Consider the following 18,198-nt stretch of genomic DNA (forward strand, 5'->3'; position numbering starts at 1 on the left):
TAGTTAGTATTGTGTTTGCTAATGCTGTGACTTTTATAAAGGACAAATTATAAAACTGCAAATTATTACAAAATGTAAACAAAGAAAAAACAATTTAACTCTTTGATTTTAAAGTGTTTGTGTTATTAGTGGTCAAATTTGGAATCTTATTAACATGATGGTTTTTCAGTTTTACATACCACTAATTACCATCTGGATGGTTGTATATGTTGTTTTTTGGTTTTTGTTTGAATTAATATGTCGTCATAGGTCTATGTTCATTATTGTTACAATTGGCTCTGGGTGGGATAGGAAGGTGTTGAAGGGCTTATAGTCCTTTATAGAGCAGGAGCATGCATCTTTACGTTAGTTGGGTATAATGGACTTAGGCGGAAATAGGTAATAGGCAAAGTTATTTATGAAAGATTGGTATCTCTTGTATTGTAAACGAAGTGAACAAGAGCGAGCAGTAATTAACCTTGATCGTCAAGGTGTTGAGTGCTATTACCCTCAGGTTACTGTGCAAAAAATTGTGCGAGGAAAGCGAGTCGAAACCTATGAACCACTTTTCCCTAGCTATATGTTTGTTTATTTTGATCCCGAAGATATAAGTTACACCACGGTGCGTTCTACCCGTGGAGTGGCAGACTTTATTCGCCAGGGAGCGAAACCGCAGACGGTACTGCCAGATTTAATTTATGGGCTAATGGTTAATGAAGACTCTGAAGAGCACCAAGCTAAGCTTTCCAGTCTACCTCGTCCTGGTGAAAGCTTGAAGTTAAGCCAGGGGCAATTTAAAGGTATTGATGCAATATACCAAGAGCCTGATGGTGAAAAACGTTCATTCATGTTGATAAACTTGCTGGGTAAGCGGGTTAAAGTGAGCGTTCAGAATGAAGATATTGTTAAAAAATAATTGAAATGGAATATTACATGTCAAAAGCTTCCCCAGTCCGCAAGGCCGTGATCCCTGTTGCAGGCCTTGGTACTCGAATGTTACCTGCGACAAAAGCTATCCCGAAAGAGATGCTACCTATCGTCGATAAGCCTCTTATTCAATATGTGGTCAATGAGTGTGTTGCTGCGGGGATCAAAGAAATCGTTCTGGTGACCCATTCATCAAAGAACTCGATTGAAAACCACTTTGATACCTCTTTTGAGCTTGAAGCGACACTTGAAAAACGTGTTAAGCGTCAACTGCTCGATGAAGTACAAAAAATTTGCCCTAAAGACGTGACCATCATGCATGTACGTCAAGGTCAAGCCAAGGGGCTAGGGCATGCTGTGCTGTGTGCTCACCCTTTGATTGGTGATGAACCTTTTGCGGTTGTATTACCTGACGTGATCCTCGATGACGTTGCCAGTGATTTACGCAAAGAAAACATGGCCGCGATGGTTGCATCATTTAATGATACGAACATTAGTCAGGTGATGGTCGAGCCTGTACCTATGTCTGAAGTATCAAACTATGGTGTGGCTGATATTGCAGGTGTTGAACTGAATGCGGGTGAAACTACGGCAATGAGTAAAGTGGTTGAGAAGCCCGATTTAGACGATGCACCGTCAAACTTGGCGATTGTCGGTCGATATATTTTACCAGCTGAGATTTGGGGCCTACTTGCCCGTACACCTGTTGGTGCTGGCGATGAAATCCAGTTAACCGATGCGATTGATATGTTGATGGAATCACAGCAGGTCAATGCTTTCCATATGTCAGGTAAAAGCCATGACTGCGGGAGCAAGTTAGGGTATATGCAGGCATTCGTTGAATACGGCATGCGCCATGAAAGCTTAGGTGAGGAATTTACTGCTTTCTTGAAAGAGATGGTAAATAACACTCGTCGTTAAGCCGCATTACTTGGCGTTAGAAAGCAAAAGCGAGAGACAAGTCTCTCGCTTTTTATTACCTGTAAGGTTACTTCGCGCGTCTAGTTACTCTGAATGGTATTGCTCACAGGCATGCAGTGTATTTTCAATCAATGTTGCTACTGTCATTGGGCCAACGCCACCAGGAACCGGAGTTATGTGACGCGCATTTTCTCTTGCAACATCATATTCAACATCACCCGCTAACTTGCCATTATCTAAGCGGTTAATACCCACATCAATGATAGTTGCCCCTTTCTTAACCCAGTGGCCTGGAATAAAATTAGGTTTACCGACAGCAACAACCAAAATGTCAGCTTGGCGTACATGGCTTTCAAGATCTTTAGTAAAGCGGTGACAGGTCGTTGTGGTTGCACCCGCGAGCAATAACTCTAATGTCATTGGTCTGCCAACAATATTCGACGCACCTACAACGACCGCATGCTTACCACGTACTTCTATATTGTATCGCTCAAGTAACGTGATAATCCCTTTTGGTGTACAAGATCGTAGTTTGGGAATACGTTGGCATAAACGGCCGACATTGTAAGGGTGGAAGCCATCGACGTCTTTCTCTGGACTGATATGCTCAAGCACCTTGGTACTGTCTATACCGGCAGGTAATGGCAGCTGAACCAAAATACCATCAATGTTCTGGTCTTGATTGAGCTCTTCGATCAAAGCGAGCAGTTCTGTTTCTGTTGCCGATGCTGGAAGATCGAATGATTTAGAAACAAACCCGACTTCATCACATGCTTTTCGTTTACTGCCAACATAGATTTGTGATGCTGGATCTTGACCAACTAATACTACGGCTAACCCCGGAGCACGTAAGCCTGCTTCAACGCGTGCCTTAACGCGTGCCTTAACTTCTTGACGAACTGTTTGAGAGATAAGTTTTCCATCAATAATTTGAGCGGCCATGTTTATCCTTTGGGTTGAATGGGTGAGCAATAACCAGCGTGCTGTTTATGCTTTGTGTATCTTGTTAAAGATGACTCAGTATCTGGTTTATTAAAACGCAGTTATTGTCGCAAAAAATGTGAACAAGATCTACAGCGCAAACGTTTGCCTCGGTGTTTTCGTTAAATCTTTGTTTGTGGATGCGTGTTGTTTAATCTTTTGTTGTTTGTAGGGAAGCGAAATGAAGATCTCTTAACAAGCACAGTGGAACTTTTATGATGTAGAGCGTGGTCGTTCCATTTATCAGCGGTTTGTCTTTTGTTTGAACGCTTGGTTGCAAACGTACGAAAAATAGAGGGAAAAGCATTGACGTTAATAATCAGCGACGTATAATCCCGTCCCGTAGCCTAGCGCTACAATGATGCGCCCTTAGCTCAGCTGGATAGAGCACGTCCCTTCTAAGGATGTGGTCGCAGGTTCGAATCCTGCAGGGCGTGCCATTTCCCTCGTTTTAAATTACCGTACCATTCTCCCTGTGTTATTACCTAGTTCACCAGTTCCACCTGGGTGTTGTTTCACTTTTCCTGCTATTTCCTGAACAAGTAGCTCTTTTAATGCTAATAATTCACGCTCGTTTGTGGGTTGCCATGATGCAATAACCTTGGCTTTATTCCTTTTCATCGCTATATCCTTTTATTTTATGAGGGATCCTGAGATAAATAATACGTTATGCCCATTTTTCTTATGTGCACCGTGTTGCTCATTTAGAATGTTTTGGAATAATTTTGATCCTGAGTATGTATTCTTTCTTTCCTTTTTAGATCTTGTATCGGAAATAATCGAAATGTTGATGATTATTTAGACAGCAAGGTGTTCAATGAACCTGCTAGAAGCGATATTTGGTTGTGGTAAATAGCCCTGAGGGTGATTGATTCACTGGATTAAAAAGCACCAATGGGGACAGAGTTTCTGGAAATAAAAGAGGCTATTGTCAAAAAACAGCAAAAGTGAAGGGCTTTTTTGGGTTTTACCCTTGTAAATGGATTTTTTGCCCCTATCTTGTGTGAAAGGTTTGATTGCGGTGCGGCCACTCTGTCTCGACGGCAGGGTCATGGATCGCTATAATACCGCGTTTTTTAATTTCTGCTTCAGTGACTGTACCGTCAGCAGAAACAGAAATTATCAGAATTAAGGCGTTATGGTGTTGGCGTGGTTGTCAGCCATAACACGAAAGGATGCCACCGTCAGTATTGCTGATCGGCAACATCACTCAGAGAACACTGAGTAAGTTTTGAGGTTAAATAAAATGCAAGTTACCGTTGAAACCACTGAAGGTCTAGAACGCCATCTAACTATCACAGTTCCTGCTGCTAACATCGAAGATGCAGTTGCTGCTGAACTGAAGAAAATTGCTAAAAATCGTCGTTTTGATGGTTTCCGTCCTGGTAAAGCACCAATGAAAATGGTTGCTCGTATGTTTGGCGCATCTGTTCGCCAAGACATCCTAGGTGAAGTGATGCAGCGTCACTACATCGAAGCAATCGTTAAAGAAAAGATCAACCCAGCAGGCGCACCAACGTTCACTCCAGTTGAACTCGCTGAAGGTAAAGATCTAGTATTTAAAGCATCTTTCGAAATCTTCCCAGAAATCGCGTTAGCGGGTCTAGACAAAATCGCTGTAGAAAAGCCTGCAGTTGAAGTTAAAGACGAAGACGTAGATGGCATGCTAGATACGCTACGTAAGCAGCAAGCTACTTGGTCTGACGTTGATTCAGAAGCAGCTGCTGATAGCCGTGTAACTATCGACTTTACTGGTTCTGTAGACGGTGAAGAATTCGAAGGCGGTAAAGCTGAAGGTTTCGCTCTAGCAATGGGCCAAAACCGTATGATTCCTGGTTTTGAAGACGGCATCGTTGGTAAAAAAGCAGGTGATGAGTTCACTCTAGAAGTGACTTTCCCTGAAGATTACCACGCTGAGAACCTAAAAGGTAAAGCTGCTTCTTTCGCTATCAAACTGCATAAAGTTGAAGCACAAGAGCTACCTGAGCTAACTGAAGAATTCGTTTCTAAGTTCGGTGTTGAAGACGGTTCTATTGACGGTCTAAAAGCTGAAGTTCGTAAGAACATGGAGCGTGAGCTTAAGCAAGCGGTTAAAGGTCGCATTAAAGATCAGGTTCTTAACGGCCTAATCGAGCAGAACGACATCAACGTTCCTGCTGCGCTTATCGATCAAGAAATCAATGTTCTACGTCAGCAGGCAACTCAACGCTTCGGCGGCGATGCTGAAAATGCACCTGAACTACCACGTGAGCTATTCGAAGAACAAGCTAAGCGTCGCGTAGTTGTTGGTCTTCTTCTTGGCGAAGTGATCAAGTCTGAAGAGCTAAAAGCTGATGAAGAACGCGTTAAAGCAATCATCGCTGAAATGGCTTCTGCATACGAAGATCCAACAGAAGTAGTTGCATACTACGAGAAGAACGAGCAAATGATGAACAACATGCGCAACGTTGCTCTAGAAGAGCAAGCTATCGATGCGCTACTTGCTAAAGCTCAGGTTTCTGACAAAGAAGTTAGCTTCAACGAGCTAATGAACCAGCAGCAGCCTGCCGCTTAATTTGCTGAAATTGCTGTAGAGATTTGACTTTAGTTCGAATCTTCTGCTAACAATGGTCCGTGTGAGAGTAATTTCATTCGGGCCATTTATTTTAGGGAAATAACGTTATGAGCTACCAAGAAAAAAACGCCATGTCGCCGATTTTAGATGCGCTGGTTCCTATGGTGGTCGAGCAGACTTCTCGTGGTGAACGTTCCTACGACATCTATTCCCGACTATTAAAAGAGCGTGTGATCTTCTTGACTGGTCAAGTTGAAGATCATATGGCCAACCTAGTCGTTGCACAGCTTCTGTTCTTAGAATCAGAAAACCCTGATAAGGACATTTTCCTATATATCAACTCACCAGGCGGTTCCGTAACAGCAGGCATGTCTATTTATGACACCATGCAGTTCATCAAGCCAAATGTGAGCACAGTATGTATGGGACAAGCCTGTTCTATGGGTGCCTTCCTGCTTGCTGGTGGTGCTAAAGGTAAGCGTTATTGTCTACCGAGCTCACGGGTGATGATTCATCAGCCGTTAGGTGGTTTCCAAGGACAGGCATCTGATATTCAGATCCATGCGCAAGAAATTCTAACGATCAAACAGCGCCTGAACGGTATGCTTGCAGAGCACACTGGTCAACCATTGGAAGTGGTAGAGCGTGATACAGATCGTGATAACTTTATGTCGGCAGAACAAGCAGTAGAATACGGCTTGGTCGATGCTGTTTTGAGTCAGCGAGAGCTGTAAGTTTTTTGACTCAGTACGATGGCTATGCTGTTGTACGGAGCAAAATAACCTGAATTGTTATACACTCAAAACAAGGCAATGATGGGGTAAAACCCGAAAAGAGGTTAGCGAATGACAGATAAGCGAAAAGAGAGTGGTAGTGGAAAACTGCTGTACTGCTCTTTCTGCGGGAAAAGTCAGCATGAAGTTCGCAAGCTAATTGCAGGCCCTTCTGTGTATATTTGCGATGAGTGTGTTGATTTATGCAACGACATTATCCGCGAAGAAATCAAAGAAGTGATGCCTAAGCGAGATGGCAGTGAACTTCCGACACCACAGGAAATTCGTGAAAACCTGGATGAATATGTTATTGGTCAAAACCATGCCAAAAAGGTACTGGCAGTAGCGGTATACAACCACTACAAGCGTCTACGTAATGGCGATACCAATAGCGACGGTGTTGAGCTAGGTAAGAGTAATATCCTACTGATTGGTCCAACTGGTAGCGGTAAAACGCTGCTGGCTGAAACTTTAGCACGTATGCTTGATGTACCATTCACCATGGCTGATGCCACGACATTAACCGAAGCTGGTTATGTTGGTGAAGACGTTGAGAATATTATCCAGAAGCTACTGCAAAAATGTGACTATGACGTTGCAAAAGCAGAGCGTGGTATTGTTTACATCGATGAAATTGATAAAATTTCACGTAAGTCAGACAATCCATCGATCACCCGTGACGTATCTGGTGAAGGTGTTCAGCAAGCATTGTTGAAACTGATCGAAGGTACGGTTGCATCCGTACCACCGCAAGGTGGTCGTAAGCACCCACAACAAGAGTTTTTGCAGGTTGATACCTCAAAGATTCTATTTATTTGTGGTGGCGCATTTGCTGGTCTAGACAAAGTTGTCGATCAGCGTGTTGCAACGGGTACGGGTATTGGTTTTGGTGCTGATGTTCGCTCTAAAGATGACTCACGTACGTTGAGTGACTTGTTCGAGCAGGTTGAGCCAGAAGATTTAGTGAAATACGGTCTTATTCCGGAATTCATTGGTCGTCTGCCTGTTACTGCTATCTTGAGCGAGCTGGACGAAGATGCGTTGGTGCAGATCCTTCGTGAGCCGAAGAACGCACTGACCAAGCAGTATGCAGCCTTACTTGAGCTTGAAAATGTTGAGCTTGAGTTCCGCGACGATGCACTTGTGGCGATTGCACGCAAGGCTATGGAGCGTAAAACAGGCGCTCGTGGTCTACGTTCAATTGTTGAAGCTGTACTACTTGATACCATGTATGAATTGCCTTCTGCGGAAGGGGTAAGCAAGGTTGTAATTGATGAATCAGTGATTAAGGGTGAGTCTGAGCCTTTGATGATTTATGAAAATACAGAAAACCAAGCTGCTGGCGCTGAGTAATTGAACAATTACGGCCCATAATGCAAAAAAAAAGGAGGCTTTGGCCTCCTTTTTTATTTTCTGTTACTTATCCCGTTGAATCTTGCGGCCTTGACCCCATATACTCAATATAGAGACTGAACGGAAGAGAGAAAAATATGAACCTGGAGCGTTCGGAACGCCTTGAGATCCCCGTTCTACCACTGCGAGATGTGGTGGTATACCCTCATATGGTTATTCCATTGTTTGTGGGCCGGGATAAGTCCATTCGCTGCCTTGAAGCGGCGATGGATGACAATAAACAAATTTTGTTAGTGGCCCAGAAAGAAGCGGCGACTGACGAACCTTCAATTGAAGACCTATACGATGTAGGTACCGTTGCCACGATCCTGCAATTGCTGAAGTTGCCAGATGGTACTGTAAAAGTATTGGTTGAGGGGCAGCAACGAGCAAAAGTTGACAATTTAAAGGATGATGAATTCTTTAGTGCTAATGCTGAGTTTTTGTTGACTGAAGAAATGGACGAGCGTGAGCAGGAAGTTCTAGTTCGCACTGCCATTAATCAGTTTGAAGGCTTTATTAAGCTCAACAAAAAGATCCCACCAGAAGTATTAACGTCATTAAATGGCATTGAAGAGGCTGCGCGCCTTGCCGATACCATTGCCGCTCATATGCCACTTAAGCTGGCTGACAAACAAAAAGTCCTTGAAATTGTTGATGTCGTAGAACGTTTAGAGTTCTTGATGGCGATGATGGAATCTGAAATTGATCTGCTACAGGTAGAAAAACGTATCCGTGGCCGTGTCAAAAAGCAGATGGAAAAAAGTCAGCGTGAGTACTATCTCAACGAGCAAATGAAGGCCATCCAAAAAGAATTGGGTGAGCTGGACGACGCGCCGGATGAATTCGAGTCTTTGAAGATCAAAATCGAAGAATCAAAAATGCCAGCCGAAGCCCGTGAGAAAACTGAGCAAGAGCTGCAAAAACTGAAAATGATGTCACCGATGTCAGCGGAAGCAACTGTTGTCCGAGGCTACATCGACTGGATGCTGAGCGTACCGTGGTTCAAGCGCTCTAAAGTGAAGAAGAACCTAGCTAAAGCCGAAGAAGTGCTGAATGCCGACCACTATGGCTTAGAGCGCGTTAAAGAACGTATTCTTGAGTACCTCGCGGTACAAAGCCGAGTGAATAAGCTTAAAGGCCCAATTTTGTGCCTTGTAGGGCCTCCTGGGGTGGGTAAAACATCACTGGGTCAATCAATTGCAGCGGCAACCGGGCGTAAATATACCCGTATGGCGCTGGGTGGCGTGCGTGATGAAGCTGAAATTCGCGGACATCGCCGTACTTACATTGGTTCAATGCCGGGTAAGTTGATCCAGAAAATGGCGAAAGTGGAAGTGAAAAACCCGCTTTTCTTACTTGATGAAATCGACAAGATGTCATCAGACATGCGTGGTGATCCTTCTTCAGCCCTGCTTGAAGTCCTCGATCCTGAGCAGAATAACGCCTTTAACGATCATTACCTTGAAGTTGACTATGACTTATCAGATGTCATGTTCGTCGCAACGTCAAACTCAATGAACATTCCTGGGCCGCTACTTGACCGTATGGAAGTGATCCGTCTATCGGGTTATACCGAAGATGAAAAGCTAAACATTGCTAAGAATCATTTACTTGATAAGCAGATCAAACGCAACGGTTTGAAGCCAAGTGAAGTGGAAGTTGAAGATTCAGCACTGATTGGCATTATTCGTTATTACACGCGTGAAGCGGGTGTACGTAGCCTTGAGCGTGAAGTTTCTAAGCTATGTCGTAAGGCAGTGAAGGCTATCTTGCTAAGCCCTGAGACCAAGAAAGTGGTGATTAACCAAGACAACCTTAAAGAGTTCCTTGGTGTTCAGCGCTTCGACTACGGCAAAGCGGAAGAGAATAACCGTATTGGCCAGGTAACAGGTCTTGCTTGGACGGAAGTCGGTGGCGATTTACTGACCATTGAAACCGAGTCAATGCCGGGCAAAGGTAAGCTGACTTATACTGGCTCGCTAGGCGATGTAATGCAAGAGTCTATCCAAGCGGCGATGACGGTAGTACGTACTCGTGCAGAACGTTTGGGTATTGCGCCTGATTTTTACGAAAAACGTGATATTCACGTTCACGTGCCTGAAGGTGCAACACCCAAAGATGGACCAAGTGCGGGTATCGCTATGTGCACAGCGCTTGTTTCAAGCTTAACAGGTAATCCTGTACGTGGTGATGTCGCTATGACGGGTGAAATTACCTTACGCGGTGAAGTATTACCGATTGGTGGCTTGAAAGAGAAATTGCTAGCAGCGCACCGTGGTGGTATTAAAACGGTGCTGATCCCGAAAGACAATGAGCGTGATCTGGAAGAAATTCCAGACAATGTCATTGCCGATCTTGAGGTGAGGCCAGTGCGTTGGATTGATGAAGTGCTAACTGTTGCATTGCAGAATAATCCAACAGGCATTGAGTTGGTAAACGCCCAAAACAGTGACCTGCAGCAAAGTTAAGATATGAAAAAACGCTTTCGAGGTTAAAAACCTTGTCAGCGTTTTTTTGTGTAGCTATAAGTTAGGTCTAATTTGCTGTGGCTCAATAATATCAAGGCTTACTCGTATTTTTCGGGCTTTGAACTGATATAATTAGGCTTGATACATTTTTATCCGTGATGCGAAAATTTTGCCAGAGAGGCTGCAAACGGAATAGTTTACTGAGGGGAATAGATTGTGAACAAAACTCAATTAGTTGACAAAATCGCTGAAAACGCAGACATCTCAAAAGCGTCTGCTGGTCGTGCTCTTGATGCATTCATTGATGCGGTTTCAGATAGCCTGAAGTCTGGTGATCAAGTTGCGCTTGTTGGTTTTGGTACGTTCTCAGTACGTGAGCGTGCAGCGCGTACGGGCCGTAACCCACAAACGGGTGAAGAAATCCAAATCGCAGCAGCAAAAGTACCGGGCTTTAAAGCAGGTAAAGCGTTAAAAGATTCTGTAAACTAACGAAGGGTTGCCCTGTTGGTTGGTTTGAACAAACAGAAATTCAAGTTGTCTTAACTAGACAGCTTGGCTGGAATGAAGGGCGCATCGGGTTGATGCGCTTTTTTTACTTTGTACAGTGTGGATTATTCAGCTCCGTTTCTATTTAGGATCGAGAAGCATTCTTCACAATACTATGCCAAATCGAATAAGTAGGAGATACGGCAAATTATGATGGAGCGAATGCGCGAAGGCGCAAGCAGCATTTGGGTCAAGATTATCCTTGGTCTAATTATATTTTCTTTTGTTTTCGCAGGTGTCGGTAGCTACCTTGCTGGTGGTGGTCAACAAATCGCAGCAACGGTGGACGGTCGTGAGATCAGCCAGCGTGACTTCGATATGGCCTACCAGAACGAACGTAACCGTATGCAATCTCAGCTGGGCGATTATTTCTCTAGCCTGATGGGTGATCCTGCATACGTACAACAGTTCCGCCGTAGCGTGCTTGATCGTATGGTTAATGACGTATTGATCGAGCAGCGTGCGCAAGAGCTTGGTTTACGTATCAGCGATGAACAGATCCGTACTGCGATTGTATCAATGCCTGAGTTCCAGCGTGATGGCCGCTTCGACAACGATACTTACAACTCGTTGTTACGCCGTTCAGGGATGACGCCAGATCAGTTTGCAGAGTCTATGCGTACTGACATGCTTCGTCAGCAATTCCTACTTGCGATTCAAGGTAGTGATTTTGCACTGAGCAGTGAGCTAACGGCACTGACTAAGCTAGAGCAGCAGCAACGTGAAATCCGTACCCTGACGCTGAACATTGATTCGTTTACGCAGAAAGCAGAGGTTACTGACGAAGAAGCATTAGCGTTCTACGAGCAGAACCCACTTCGCTATACGCGTCCAGACCAAGTTAAAGCCGCTTACATTGAATTATCTGGTAAAGGTCTAACGACATCGTTAGACGTGACTGAAGATGATGCACAAGCGTTCTTTGATGAGAATCAGAATAAGTACGGCACTGCTGAACAACGTCAGGCAAGCCACATCCTTGTTCAAGGTACGGACAGTGATGCTAAGGCCAAAGCGGAAGCACTACTTGCTGAATTAAAAGCAGGTGCTGACTTTGCTGAACTAGCGCAAACATCTTCAGATGATACCTTCAGTGGCAAAGATGGCGGTAATCTTGGTTGGTTCGAGCGTGGTGTTATGGATCCGGCCTTTGAAGATGCAGCGTTTGCATTGAATAAAGGTGATGTTTCTGAGGTAGTACAATCGGACTTTGGCTTCCACATCATTAAGATGGATGACATTAAAGCGCCTAAAGTTAAGCCTTTCGCTGATGTACGAGATGAAATCACGGCTGAGTTGCGTGAGCAGCGTGCTGTGGAAGCTTTCTATGACCTGCAAAACCAACTAGCGGAAACGGCGTTTGAAATGCCAGACTCGTTAGATGACGCTGCTGAAGCGATTAATGGTACCGTTCAAACAACGGATTTCTTCTCACAGTCTGATGCGCCAGAGTTGCTGGCAACACCAGCAGTACTTCAAGCGCTATTTAGTGCAGAAGTACGTGAAGACGGTTTGAACTCAGATGTGATCGAAATTGCACCTGAGCATGTTATCGTTGTTCGTGTTGATGATTCTCGTGACGAAATGATACTGCCATTTGATGAAGTATCTGCTCTTGTTAAAGATCAGCTGGCACAGCAAAAAGGTGAAGAGCAAGCTCAAGCGAAAGCTGACGAAATCCTTACCTCGTTGCGTGATGGCAATGCTGAGATCTTAGAAACTGAAGGCTTAGCGTTTTCTGACGTAGAAACCATCTCACGCGCTGGCGCAGATCGTATGGTTGCACAAGTTGCTTTCGGCTTGGCGAAGCCTGCTGAAGGCCAATCTGTATTTGGTGTGACGCGTGATGCTTCTGGCAACATGCTAATTATCGCACTTGATAATGTGATTGAAGCCGAAGTCGCACCTGTTGCGACAGACAGCCAACTTGCGACTCAGTTAGAGCAGATGAATGCTCAGCAGGATGTGATGGCAACACTTGATGAGTTGCGTAACACTGCTGAAGTTAGCTACCAAGCGGTAGATACAGCTGCAAACTAATTGTAATTAATACGTAAGTCGACGGGCCGCCATTGTGCGGCCCGTCGTTTTTTTGGTGGCTATAAGCGTTTGTGCATTTACATTTTTTATTGCTAGAAGCATGTTAGTGCCCGGTGATGTGATTCATGACGAGTTAAATGCTCGCTAGTGAATCTGTTCGGGAACGGAATAGGCTTAGGAGTAACAGATGAAAAGTGTCATGAAAGGAATGGGTATTGCTGCCGTTTTATTGGCGGCTGTCATGGGAATTACACCTGCGATAGCAAACGATTATGAAGGTATTGAGATCACGGTAAACATCAATACCGCCAATGCGGAAGAGCTCGATAAACTCTTAATCGGGGTTGGCCCTGACAAGGCATTAAAGATCATCGAGTATCGTAACGAGTATGGCTTATTTTCTTCTGCTGAAGATTTGGCGAAAGTGAAAGGGATAGGAGGCTCAACAGTAGAGAAAAACCGTGAACGGATAAAGCTGCAATAGAGGCGGCTTAAATCAGAGAGGAGAGAGGTCTGTAGTTCTCCTGTCTTTAGTTAAAACCCACAGCTCACAATGAGCGCTGTAAAGAAAAAGGCTCCCTCGCCGGCGTAAAATGAATTTTATAGCCATATTGTTTGTAGTCATCAGCAATGGCTTGTGCTTTAGTTAGAGTGAATTTGTATTGCCCACGAAACCCAACTCGAACAATCCCTGTTGGTAATGCCACGTTAATTCGATAAAGCGTTTCTGCTGCCATCATAATGAAGACCGAAATGTTAATGCGTATAAGTTGCATTATAAATGCACCTAATGGCGATTGGCAATGTGATTTTTGATTTTGGGAGTGATGGCAAAGCAAAAACCAGCGACGGCACCTATCAGGTGAGCCTCTACGGCGACCCGAGCACCAATCAATTCTGCCGAGCTCGAAGATCCGCCAGTAAACTGTTCCCCTATGACTTTGGCTGTAACCCCCACCAAGAGCACCCAGCCGAGTTTATCTTTAGCCTGAATATCTTTAATCGCCCCCCACGTGAATATGCCGTGTAATACCCCTGAGAGCCCAGCATACCAATGCATTGGTGATAGCATTAAGGTTGATCCAATGGTCGCGGCTAAAAATACAATAAGTCCAGATAATAGGCGAGTATTGAGGTAGCGTCGAAAAATAAAGGTAATGGTTGCCAAAGCAAGGCTGTTCATTATCATGTGAGGCCAGTTGGTATGGGTAATATTACCTGTTACTAGACGCCATACCTCACCCGCTAAAATAGCGTCGCGATCCCACGCAAGTGTATGTTGTAGTGATGACAGTTGGCACAGCGCCATGAGGGCAGTGGCGAAAACAATAAAGTAACGAATAGACAAGGCAACCTCGATGAGTCGATATTGTGAAAAATGTGGCAAAGCCCAAAAAGCATGTATATGTCACTGGATTCAAGTTATTGATGCTAAAACTGAACTGTGGATATTACAACACCCTTCAGAGGTTAAACGTGCAATCGGCACTGCGCGTATACTGACACTTTCATTACCCAATGCTCGGTTGTGGGTTGGCGAAAACTTTTCACAGCACGATGAGATTAATCGATTGCTGGCCGATCCTGATCGTGAAACATGGCTTGTTTATCCTGGAGAGCGAGCAATTTCAATTGGCTCACTGGAGGCCGATAGCGGCGCTACACCAAAAAAGCGCACGTTGATCTTGTTAGATGGTACTTGGAAAAAAGCCTATAAAATATGGCAGCTCTCGGAGAATTTGCAGCGTCTGCCAACCGTGAACTTAGAGAATGCTGATAATGGGAATTACCGAATTCGTAAATCCCCTAAAGCGCAAGGTGTGTCGACCGTTGAGGCCGGTTACCTTGCACTCAGTGCTCTTGAGGGGCGTGACGTTGATTTCACCCCACTTCTAACGACTTTTGAGCATATGATTGAATTCCAAATTCAACAGATGCCTGCTGGTGTCTTTGAGAAAAACTACCGCTCTTAGCTGTTATGAGCCAAAGCTTAGAAACCATGGCCTTCACTGCCAACCCCAATAACCGATGTTGGTTGGAATAATGTACTATATAGGCGTTGAGCAAAGCCGTCGGTCATGCCTGAGATATAATCAGCGATGATCCTATGTGCATTCTCACCGTTGTCTTCCGCATGACGCCAGCGTTCTCGTGTGCTCTCGGGCAGGAGGCGCTCCGGATCAGAAGAAAACGCCTCAAACAGCTCCATCACCAGTTGCTGGCCTTTGTATTCCAGTAGCTGGATCTCAGGTTTATGTACTACGTACTGACTGACAAACTGTTTCAACACATCCAGCACCCATTCCATTGGCTCTGTTAAAAAAGCGTTCCACTGTAAAAGAGGCTCTTCAAAACTATCGAGGCCATTTTGAATCGCAGGTGCAATGTGAATGGAGGTTAATAGTGCATTGACCATCGCGCCGATGGCATCTTTACGTTGGTGGTGATCTGCAAATAGTTGGTCACTGAGCTCGCCAATACGTTCTTCTAGCCAAGGTTCACCGCAATCAGCGAGCTTACTGGCGACAGCTTCTTGCCATTGTTCGCGTGTGACAATTCCCATGACAATGGCATCTTCCAAATCATGAACACCATAAGCAATGTCATCTGCCAATTCCATTATCGAGCAATCGAGTGATTTAAACCGGGTTTTTAAATGTTCGGTTGGTGAATGGCGAGTTTGGCGCATCTGGCTGAACTGCTCACGGTCGTGTTTGGACAGTGAGGCAATAACCCAATTGAAATTATCCTTATCATCATCATAAATACCTTTGGCTGGATGCCAATCTTTGGCTTTCAAATGCCGGAATTGATGGACATCTGCAGGTAGTTCTAACGCGCGAGTGGTACTAATAAAGGCTGGGTATTTGAGTAGTCCTAATAAAGTACGGCGTGAAAGGTTCATACCGAAATGTTCTGTATAGGGCTCTAAGACAGTGACAATGCGGAAGGTTTGGGCATTGCCCTCAAAACCACCGTGGTGACGCATCATATAGTTTAAGGCGACTTCACCGCCATGCCCGAAAGGTGGATGGCCGATATCATGCGCAAGGCATATGCTTTCCATTAAGCTGGTTGATGCCAGCAAATCCCGAAACTCTGGCTGTTTGATTTTGAGCTGGGCGACAATGCCGGTACCAATCTGGGATGCTTCTAACGAATGGGTTAGCCGTGTGCGATAAAAATCATGATGGCCAGCACCGTGGACTTGTGTTTTGGCTTGTAAGCGTCGAAAGGCTGCGGAATGCAGAATACGAGCTCGGTCTCGTTGGTAGGCTGAGCGGTGGTCATTACGCCGTACTTTTTGTTCATTGCTGCGGCGTACTTCCCATTGTTGATTAAAATTATCGGAAAGCGAAAAGGGTTTCATTAGCTAATATCGTCCAGAGTCAGGTTGAAGCTTTCGGCAAATGTTGCAAGGAAGTATTCCATTTCAGGGGTTGTTCGGGCGTTGAGGGTTTTTTCAAGGTTCTTCTTCGCCGTAGTAAACTCGTGATTTCCCGCACTAAGCTCTTCCAAGCATTTGAGGTAAGCACATAAGGTGTCAGCTTGCTTAACGATGGCATAGTCTTCTTTGTTTATCTTGTGGCTATCGAGTAAAGGCGCGTAATCATCTTGAAACTCTTCAGGTAGCATCGACAACAATTTTTGCTCGGCAGCCAGCTCAATCTTTTTATATTCTTCAGCAATGGCAGGATTGTAGTATTTGATGGGGGTTGGCATATCCCCAGTTAAAACCTCGCTGCAATCGTGAAACATGCCCAGCAAGGCAATGCGCTCAGGGTTAGTGTTGCCCTTGAACTTTTTGTTCTTTATTAAGGCGAGGGCATGAGCGACAAATGCGACCTGCAAGCTATGTTCAGAAATGTTTTCGCTTTCAACACTACGCATAAGCGGCCAGCGTTGGATCAGCTTCATTCGAGCTAAATGGGCAAAAAAATGGCTTTGCTTCATAACATACTGCACTGCGTTAACTTAAGTATATCTATAAAGGTAACAGATATTAGGCGGGGGCAAATAGCATTATTAAGGCAATGTCTTAACGAAAAAGCCCCAGATAATCTGGGGCTTAAAAGGAGAGTAACGGTGTTGCTATTGATGATGTGGCTACTGACGGTAGCTATGTAAGAACCGTTCGAGACGGCCTATGGCCATTTCAAGATCGTCGACACGAGGTAGGGTAACAATCCGGAAGTGATCCGGCTTTTTCCAGTTAAAGCCAGTACCATGTACGATTAACACCTTCTCTTGCTGAAGAAAATCGAGCGCCATGCGTTGGTCATCAACAATGTTAAATTTTTTCTGATCGAGTTTCGGGAATAGATAAAGTGCGCCTTTAGGCTTAACACAAGAAACGCCGGGAATAGACGTAATCATGTCGTAGGCTTTGTTACGTTGTTCCAATAAACGTCCACCCGGTAAGATCAGTTCATTGATACTTTGATAGCCGCCTAATGCCGTTTGAATGGCGTGTTGCATTGGCACATTGGCACATAATCGCATCGAAGAAAGCATCTCCAATCCTTCAATATAGCCTTTTGCTGCTTGTTTGGGCCCTGATAGCACCATCCAGCCTGCACGAAAACCACAAACACGGTATGATTTTGATAACCCGTTGAAGGTTACACAGAAAACATCCTCAGCCAGCGGTGCAATCGACGTGTGCTGTGCGCCTTCATATAAAATCTTGTCGTAGATTTCATCGGCAAAAATAATCAGTTTATGTTGGCGTGCTATCTCAATGACTTCAAGCAAAAAGTCTCGGCTGTAAACGGCACCCGTTGGATTGTTCGGGTTGATCAACACGATACCGCGAGTATTCGGGGTGATTTTACGGCGGATATCATCAAGATCAGGATACCAATCAGATTCTTCATCACAGGTATAATGAACAGGGTTTCCCCCGGATAATGAAACGGCTGCGGTCCAAAGCGGATAGTCGGGAGAAGGAACTAAAATTTCATCATTGTTATCAAGCAGTGCCTGCATTGCCATAACAATCAGTTCTGATACACCATTGCCGATGTAGACATCCTCAACATCGAGATCGAGCAAGCCGCGCTTTTGATAATGCTGAACAACTGCCTTACGTGCAGAATAAATACCTTTTGAATCACAGTAACCTTGTGATGTCGGCAAGTTACGAATTACATCAACTAAGATTTCATCTGGGGCATCGAAGCCAAATGGGGCAGGGTTGCCAATATTTAGCTTAAGGATTTTGTGCCCTTCCTCTTCCATGCGTTTGGCATGTTTAAGGACGGGACCCCGTATGTCGTAACAGACATTATTGAGTTTTGATGACATCCCGATGTTGTGCATTCGTGCGACCTTGTATTTATTCGTTTAATCACAATAAATTACACTATCAAACAGTCAAAAATAAACAATAAATATAAAATATTTACATTGAATAGTGTTTTATCTTGTCATGACAGGTGTTTATTGGTGTTATAAACTGCCGGAGGGTAAAACTTAGGTTGGTTTGGCTTAATTGCTAGAATAAAATGTTGCAAAATGGCTGTTGCTTGAAATCTAAACACGTTTTTTCCCCGAATTTCAGTATCAGCAGGGTTGCGGTTAAGGCCATGAGCCTGTTTGAATCCAGAGCCAG

General features: G+C 44.5%; 17 protein-coding genes and 1 tRNA gene. 11 read left to right on the top strand and 7 right to left on the bottom strand.

The annotated features are described in order from the left end of the window. Positions 1-397: 397 nt before the first annotated feature. Both rfaH and galU read left to right on the top strand, forming a co-directional pair. Positions 398-895 (top strand): transcription/translation regulatory transformer protein RfaH, encoded by a 498-nt coding sequence (rfaH, locus tag L4D78_RS18990; protein WP_428468393.1) that lies wholly within the window; start codon positions 398-400, stop codon positions 893-895. A gap of 17 nt (positions 896-912) precedes the next feature. Beyond that, the gene (gene galU, locus L4D78_RS18995) at positions 913-1,827 is read left to right on the top strand and encodes a UTP--glucose-1-phosphate uridylyltransferase GalU (RefSeq protein WP_428468394.1); all 915 of its coding nucleotides are present in this window, start codon (positions 913-915) and stop codon (positions 1,825-1,827) included. A gap of 84 nt (positions 1,828-1,911) precedes the next feature. On the opposite strand, the gene folD is transcribed toward galU, so the two are convergent. After that, on the bottom strand, positions 1,912-2,769 hold the full coding sequence (gene folD, locus L4D78_RS19000; RefSeq protein WP_428468395.1) for a bifunctional methylenetetrahydrofolate dehydrogenase/methenyltetrahydrofolate cyclohydrolase FolD: 858 nt from the start codon (positions 2,767-2,769) through the stop codon (positions 1,912-1,914). A gap of 402 nt (positions 2,770-3,171) precedes the next feature. On the opposite strand from folD, the gene L4D78_RS19005 reads away from it, so the two are divergent. Next, positions 3,172-3,248: transfer RNA gene (locus L4D78_RS19005), tRNA-Arg, on the top strand. 16 nt (positions 3,249-3,264) lie between these two features. Here L4D78_RS19005 and L4D78_RS19010 read toward each other — a convergent pair. Then, a complete protein-coding gene (locus L4D78_RS19010; RefSeq protein ID WP_428468396.1) occupies positions 3,265-3,429 on the bottom strand; it encodes a hypothetical protein in 165 nt (54 codons plus the stop codon). Positions 3,430-4,054: 625 nt separating this feature from the next. Between L4D78_RS19010 and tig the strand changes: the two genes are divergently transcribed. The 7 genes from tig to L4D78_RS19045 all read left to right on the top strand — a co-directional run bounded on the left by tig (position 4,055) and on the right by L4D78_RS19045 (position 13,068). After that, the gene (gene tig, locus L4D78_RS19015; RefSeq protein ID WP_428468397.1) at positions 4,055-5,362 is read left to right on the top strand and encodes a trigger factor; all 1,308 of its coding nucleotides are present in this window, start codon (positions 4,055-4,057) and stop codon (positions 5,360-5,362) included. Positions 5,363-5,469: 107 nt separating this feature from the next. Further along, positions 5,470-6,096 (top strand): ATP-dependent Clp endopeptidase proteolytic subunit ClpP, encoded by a 627-nt coding sequence (gene clpP, locus L4D78_RS19020; RefSeq protein WP_428458149.1) that lies wholly within the window; start codon positions 5,470-5,472, stop codon positions 6,094-6,096. A gap of 111 nt (positions 6,097-6,207) precedes the next feature. Next, positions 6,208-7,488, top strand: a complete 1,281-nt coding sequence (clpX, locus tag L4D78_RS19025) for an ATP-dependent protease ATP-binding subunit ClpX (RefSeq protein WP_428468398.1) — start codon at positions 6,208-6,210, stop codon at positions 7,486-7,488. A 137-nt stretch (positions 7,489-7,625) separates the two neighbouring features. Then, complete coding sequence (gene lon / locus L4D78_RS19030) at positions 7,626-9,998, top strand: endopeptidase La (protein WP_428468399.1); 2,373 nt, start codon at positions 7,626-7,628, stop codon at positions 9,996-9,998. Positions 9,999-10,214: 216 nt separating this feature from the next. Continuing rightward, positions 10,215-10,487, top strand: a complete 273-nt coding sequence (hupB, locus tag L4D78_RS19035; RefSeq protein WP_036817228.1) for a nucleoid-associated protein HU-beta — start codon at positions 10,215-10,217, stop codon at positions 10,485-10,487. A 207-nt stretch (positions 10,488-10,694) separates the two neighbouring features. Continuing rightward, positions 10,695-12,584, top strand: a complete 1,890-nt coding sequence (gene ppiD, locus L4D78_RS19040) for a peptidylprolyl isomerase (RefSeq protein ID WP_428468400.1) — start codon at positions 10,695-10,697, stop codon at positions 12,582-12,584. A gap of 199 nt (positions 12,585-12,783) precedes the next feature. After that, positions 12,784-13,068, top strand: coding sequence for a ComEA family DNA-binding protein (locus L4D78_RS19045; RefSeq protein WP_428468462.1), 285 nt, complete (start codon positions 12,784-12,786; stop codon positions 13,066-13,068). 64 nt (positions 13,069-13,132) lie between these two features. Here L4D78_RS19045 and L4D78_RS19050 read toward each other — a convergent pair whose 3' ends face one another. Next, positions 13,133-13,360, bottom strand: a complete 228-nt coding sequence (locus L4D78_RS19050) for a hypothetical protein (RefSeq protein ID WP_428468401.1) — start codon at positions 13,358-13,360, stop codon at positions 13,133-13,135. Between the two features lie 11 nt (positions 13,361-13,371). Further along, on the bottom strand, positions 13,372-13,932 hold the full coding sequence (rrtA, locus tag L4D78_RS19055; RefSeq protein ID WP_428468402.1) for a rhombosortase: 561 nt from the start codon (positions 13,930-13,932) through the stop codon (positions 13,372-13,374). A 10-nt stretch (positions 13,933-13,942) separates the two neighbouring features. Here rrtA and L4D78_RS19060 point away from each other — a divergent pair, with 10 nt between their 5' ends. Next, on the top strand, positions 13,943-14,557 hold the full coding sequence (locus tag L4D78_RS19060; RefSeq protein WP_428468403.1) for a tRNA-uridine aminocarboxypropyltransferase: 615 nt from the start codon (positions 13,943-13,945) through the stop codon (positions 14,555-14,557). A gap of 17 nt (positions 14,558-14,574) precedes the next feature. Here L4D78_RS19060 and L4D78_RS19065 read toward each other — a convergent pair whose 3' ends face one another. The 3 genes from L4D78_RS19065 to L4D78_RS19075 all read right to left on the bottom strand — a co-directional run bounded on the left by L4D78_RS19065 (position 14,575) and on the right by L4D78_RS19075 (position 17,906). Continuing rightward, a complete protein-coding gene (locus tag L4D78_RS19065) occupies positions 14,575-15,954 on the bottom strand; it encodes an anti-phage deoxyguanosine triphosphatase (RefSeq protein WP_428468404.1) in 1,380 nt (459 codons plus the stop codon). Continuing rightward, a complete protein-coding gene (gene yfbR / locus L4D78_RS19070) occupies positions 15,954-16,538 on the bottom strand; it encodes a 5'-deoxynucleotidase (RefSeq protein WP_428468405.1) in 585 nt (194 codons plus the stop codon). The genes L4D78_RS19065 and yfbR overlap by 1 nt, the downstream gene beginning before the upstream one ends. 153 nt (positions 16,539-16,691) lie before the next feature. Continuing rightward, the gene (locus tag L4D78_RS19075; RefSeq protein ID WP_428458157.1) at positions 16,692-17,906 is read right to left on the bottom strand and encodes a pyridoxal phosphate-dependent aminotransferase; all 1,215 of its coding nucleotides are present in this window, start codon (positions 17,904-17,906) and stop codon (positions 16,692-16,694) included. Between the last annotated feature and the right edge of the window lie 292 nt (positions 17,907-18,198).

The sequence above is a fragment of the Photobacterium minamisatsumaniensis genome, from assembly GCF_050336695.1.
GTDB lineage: Bacteria > Pseudomonadota > Gammaproteobacteria > Enterobacterales > Vibrionaceae > Photobacterium > Photobacterium minamisatsumaniensis.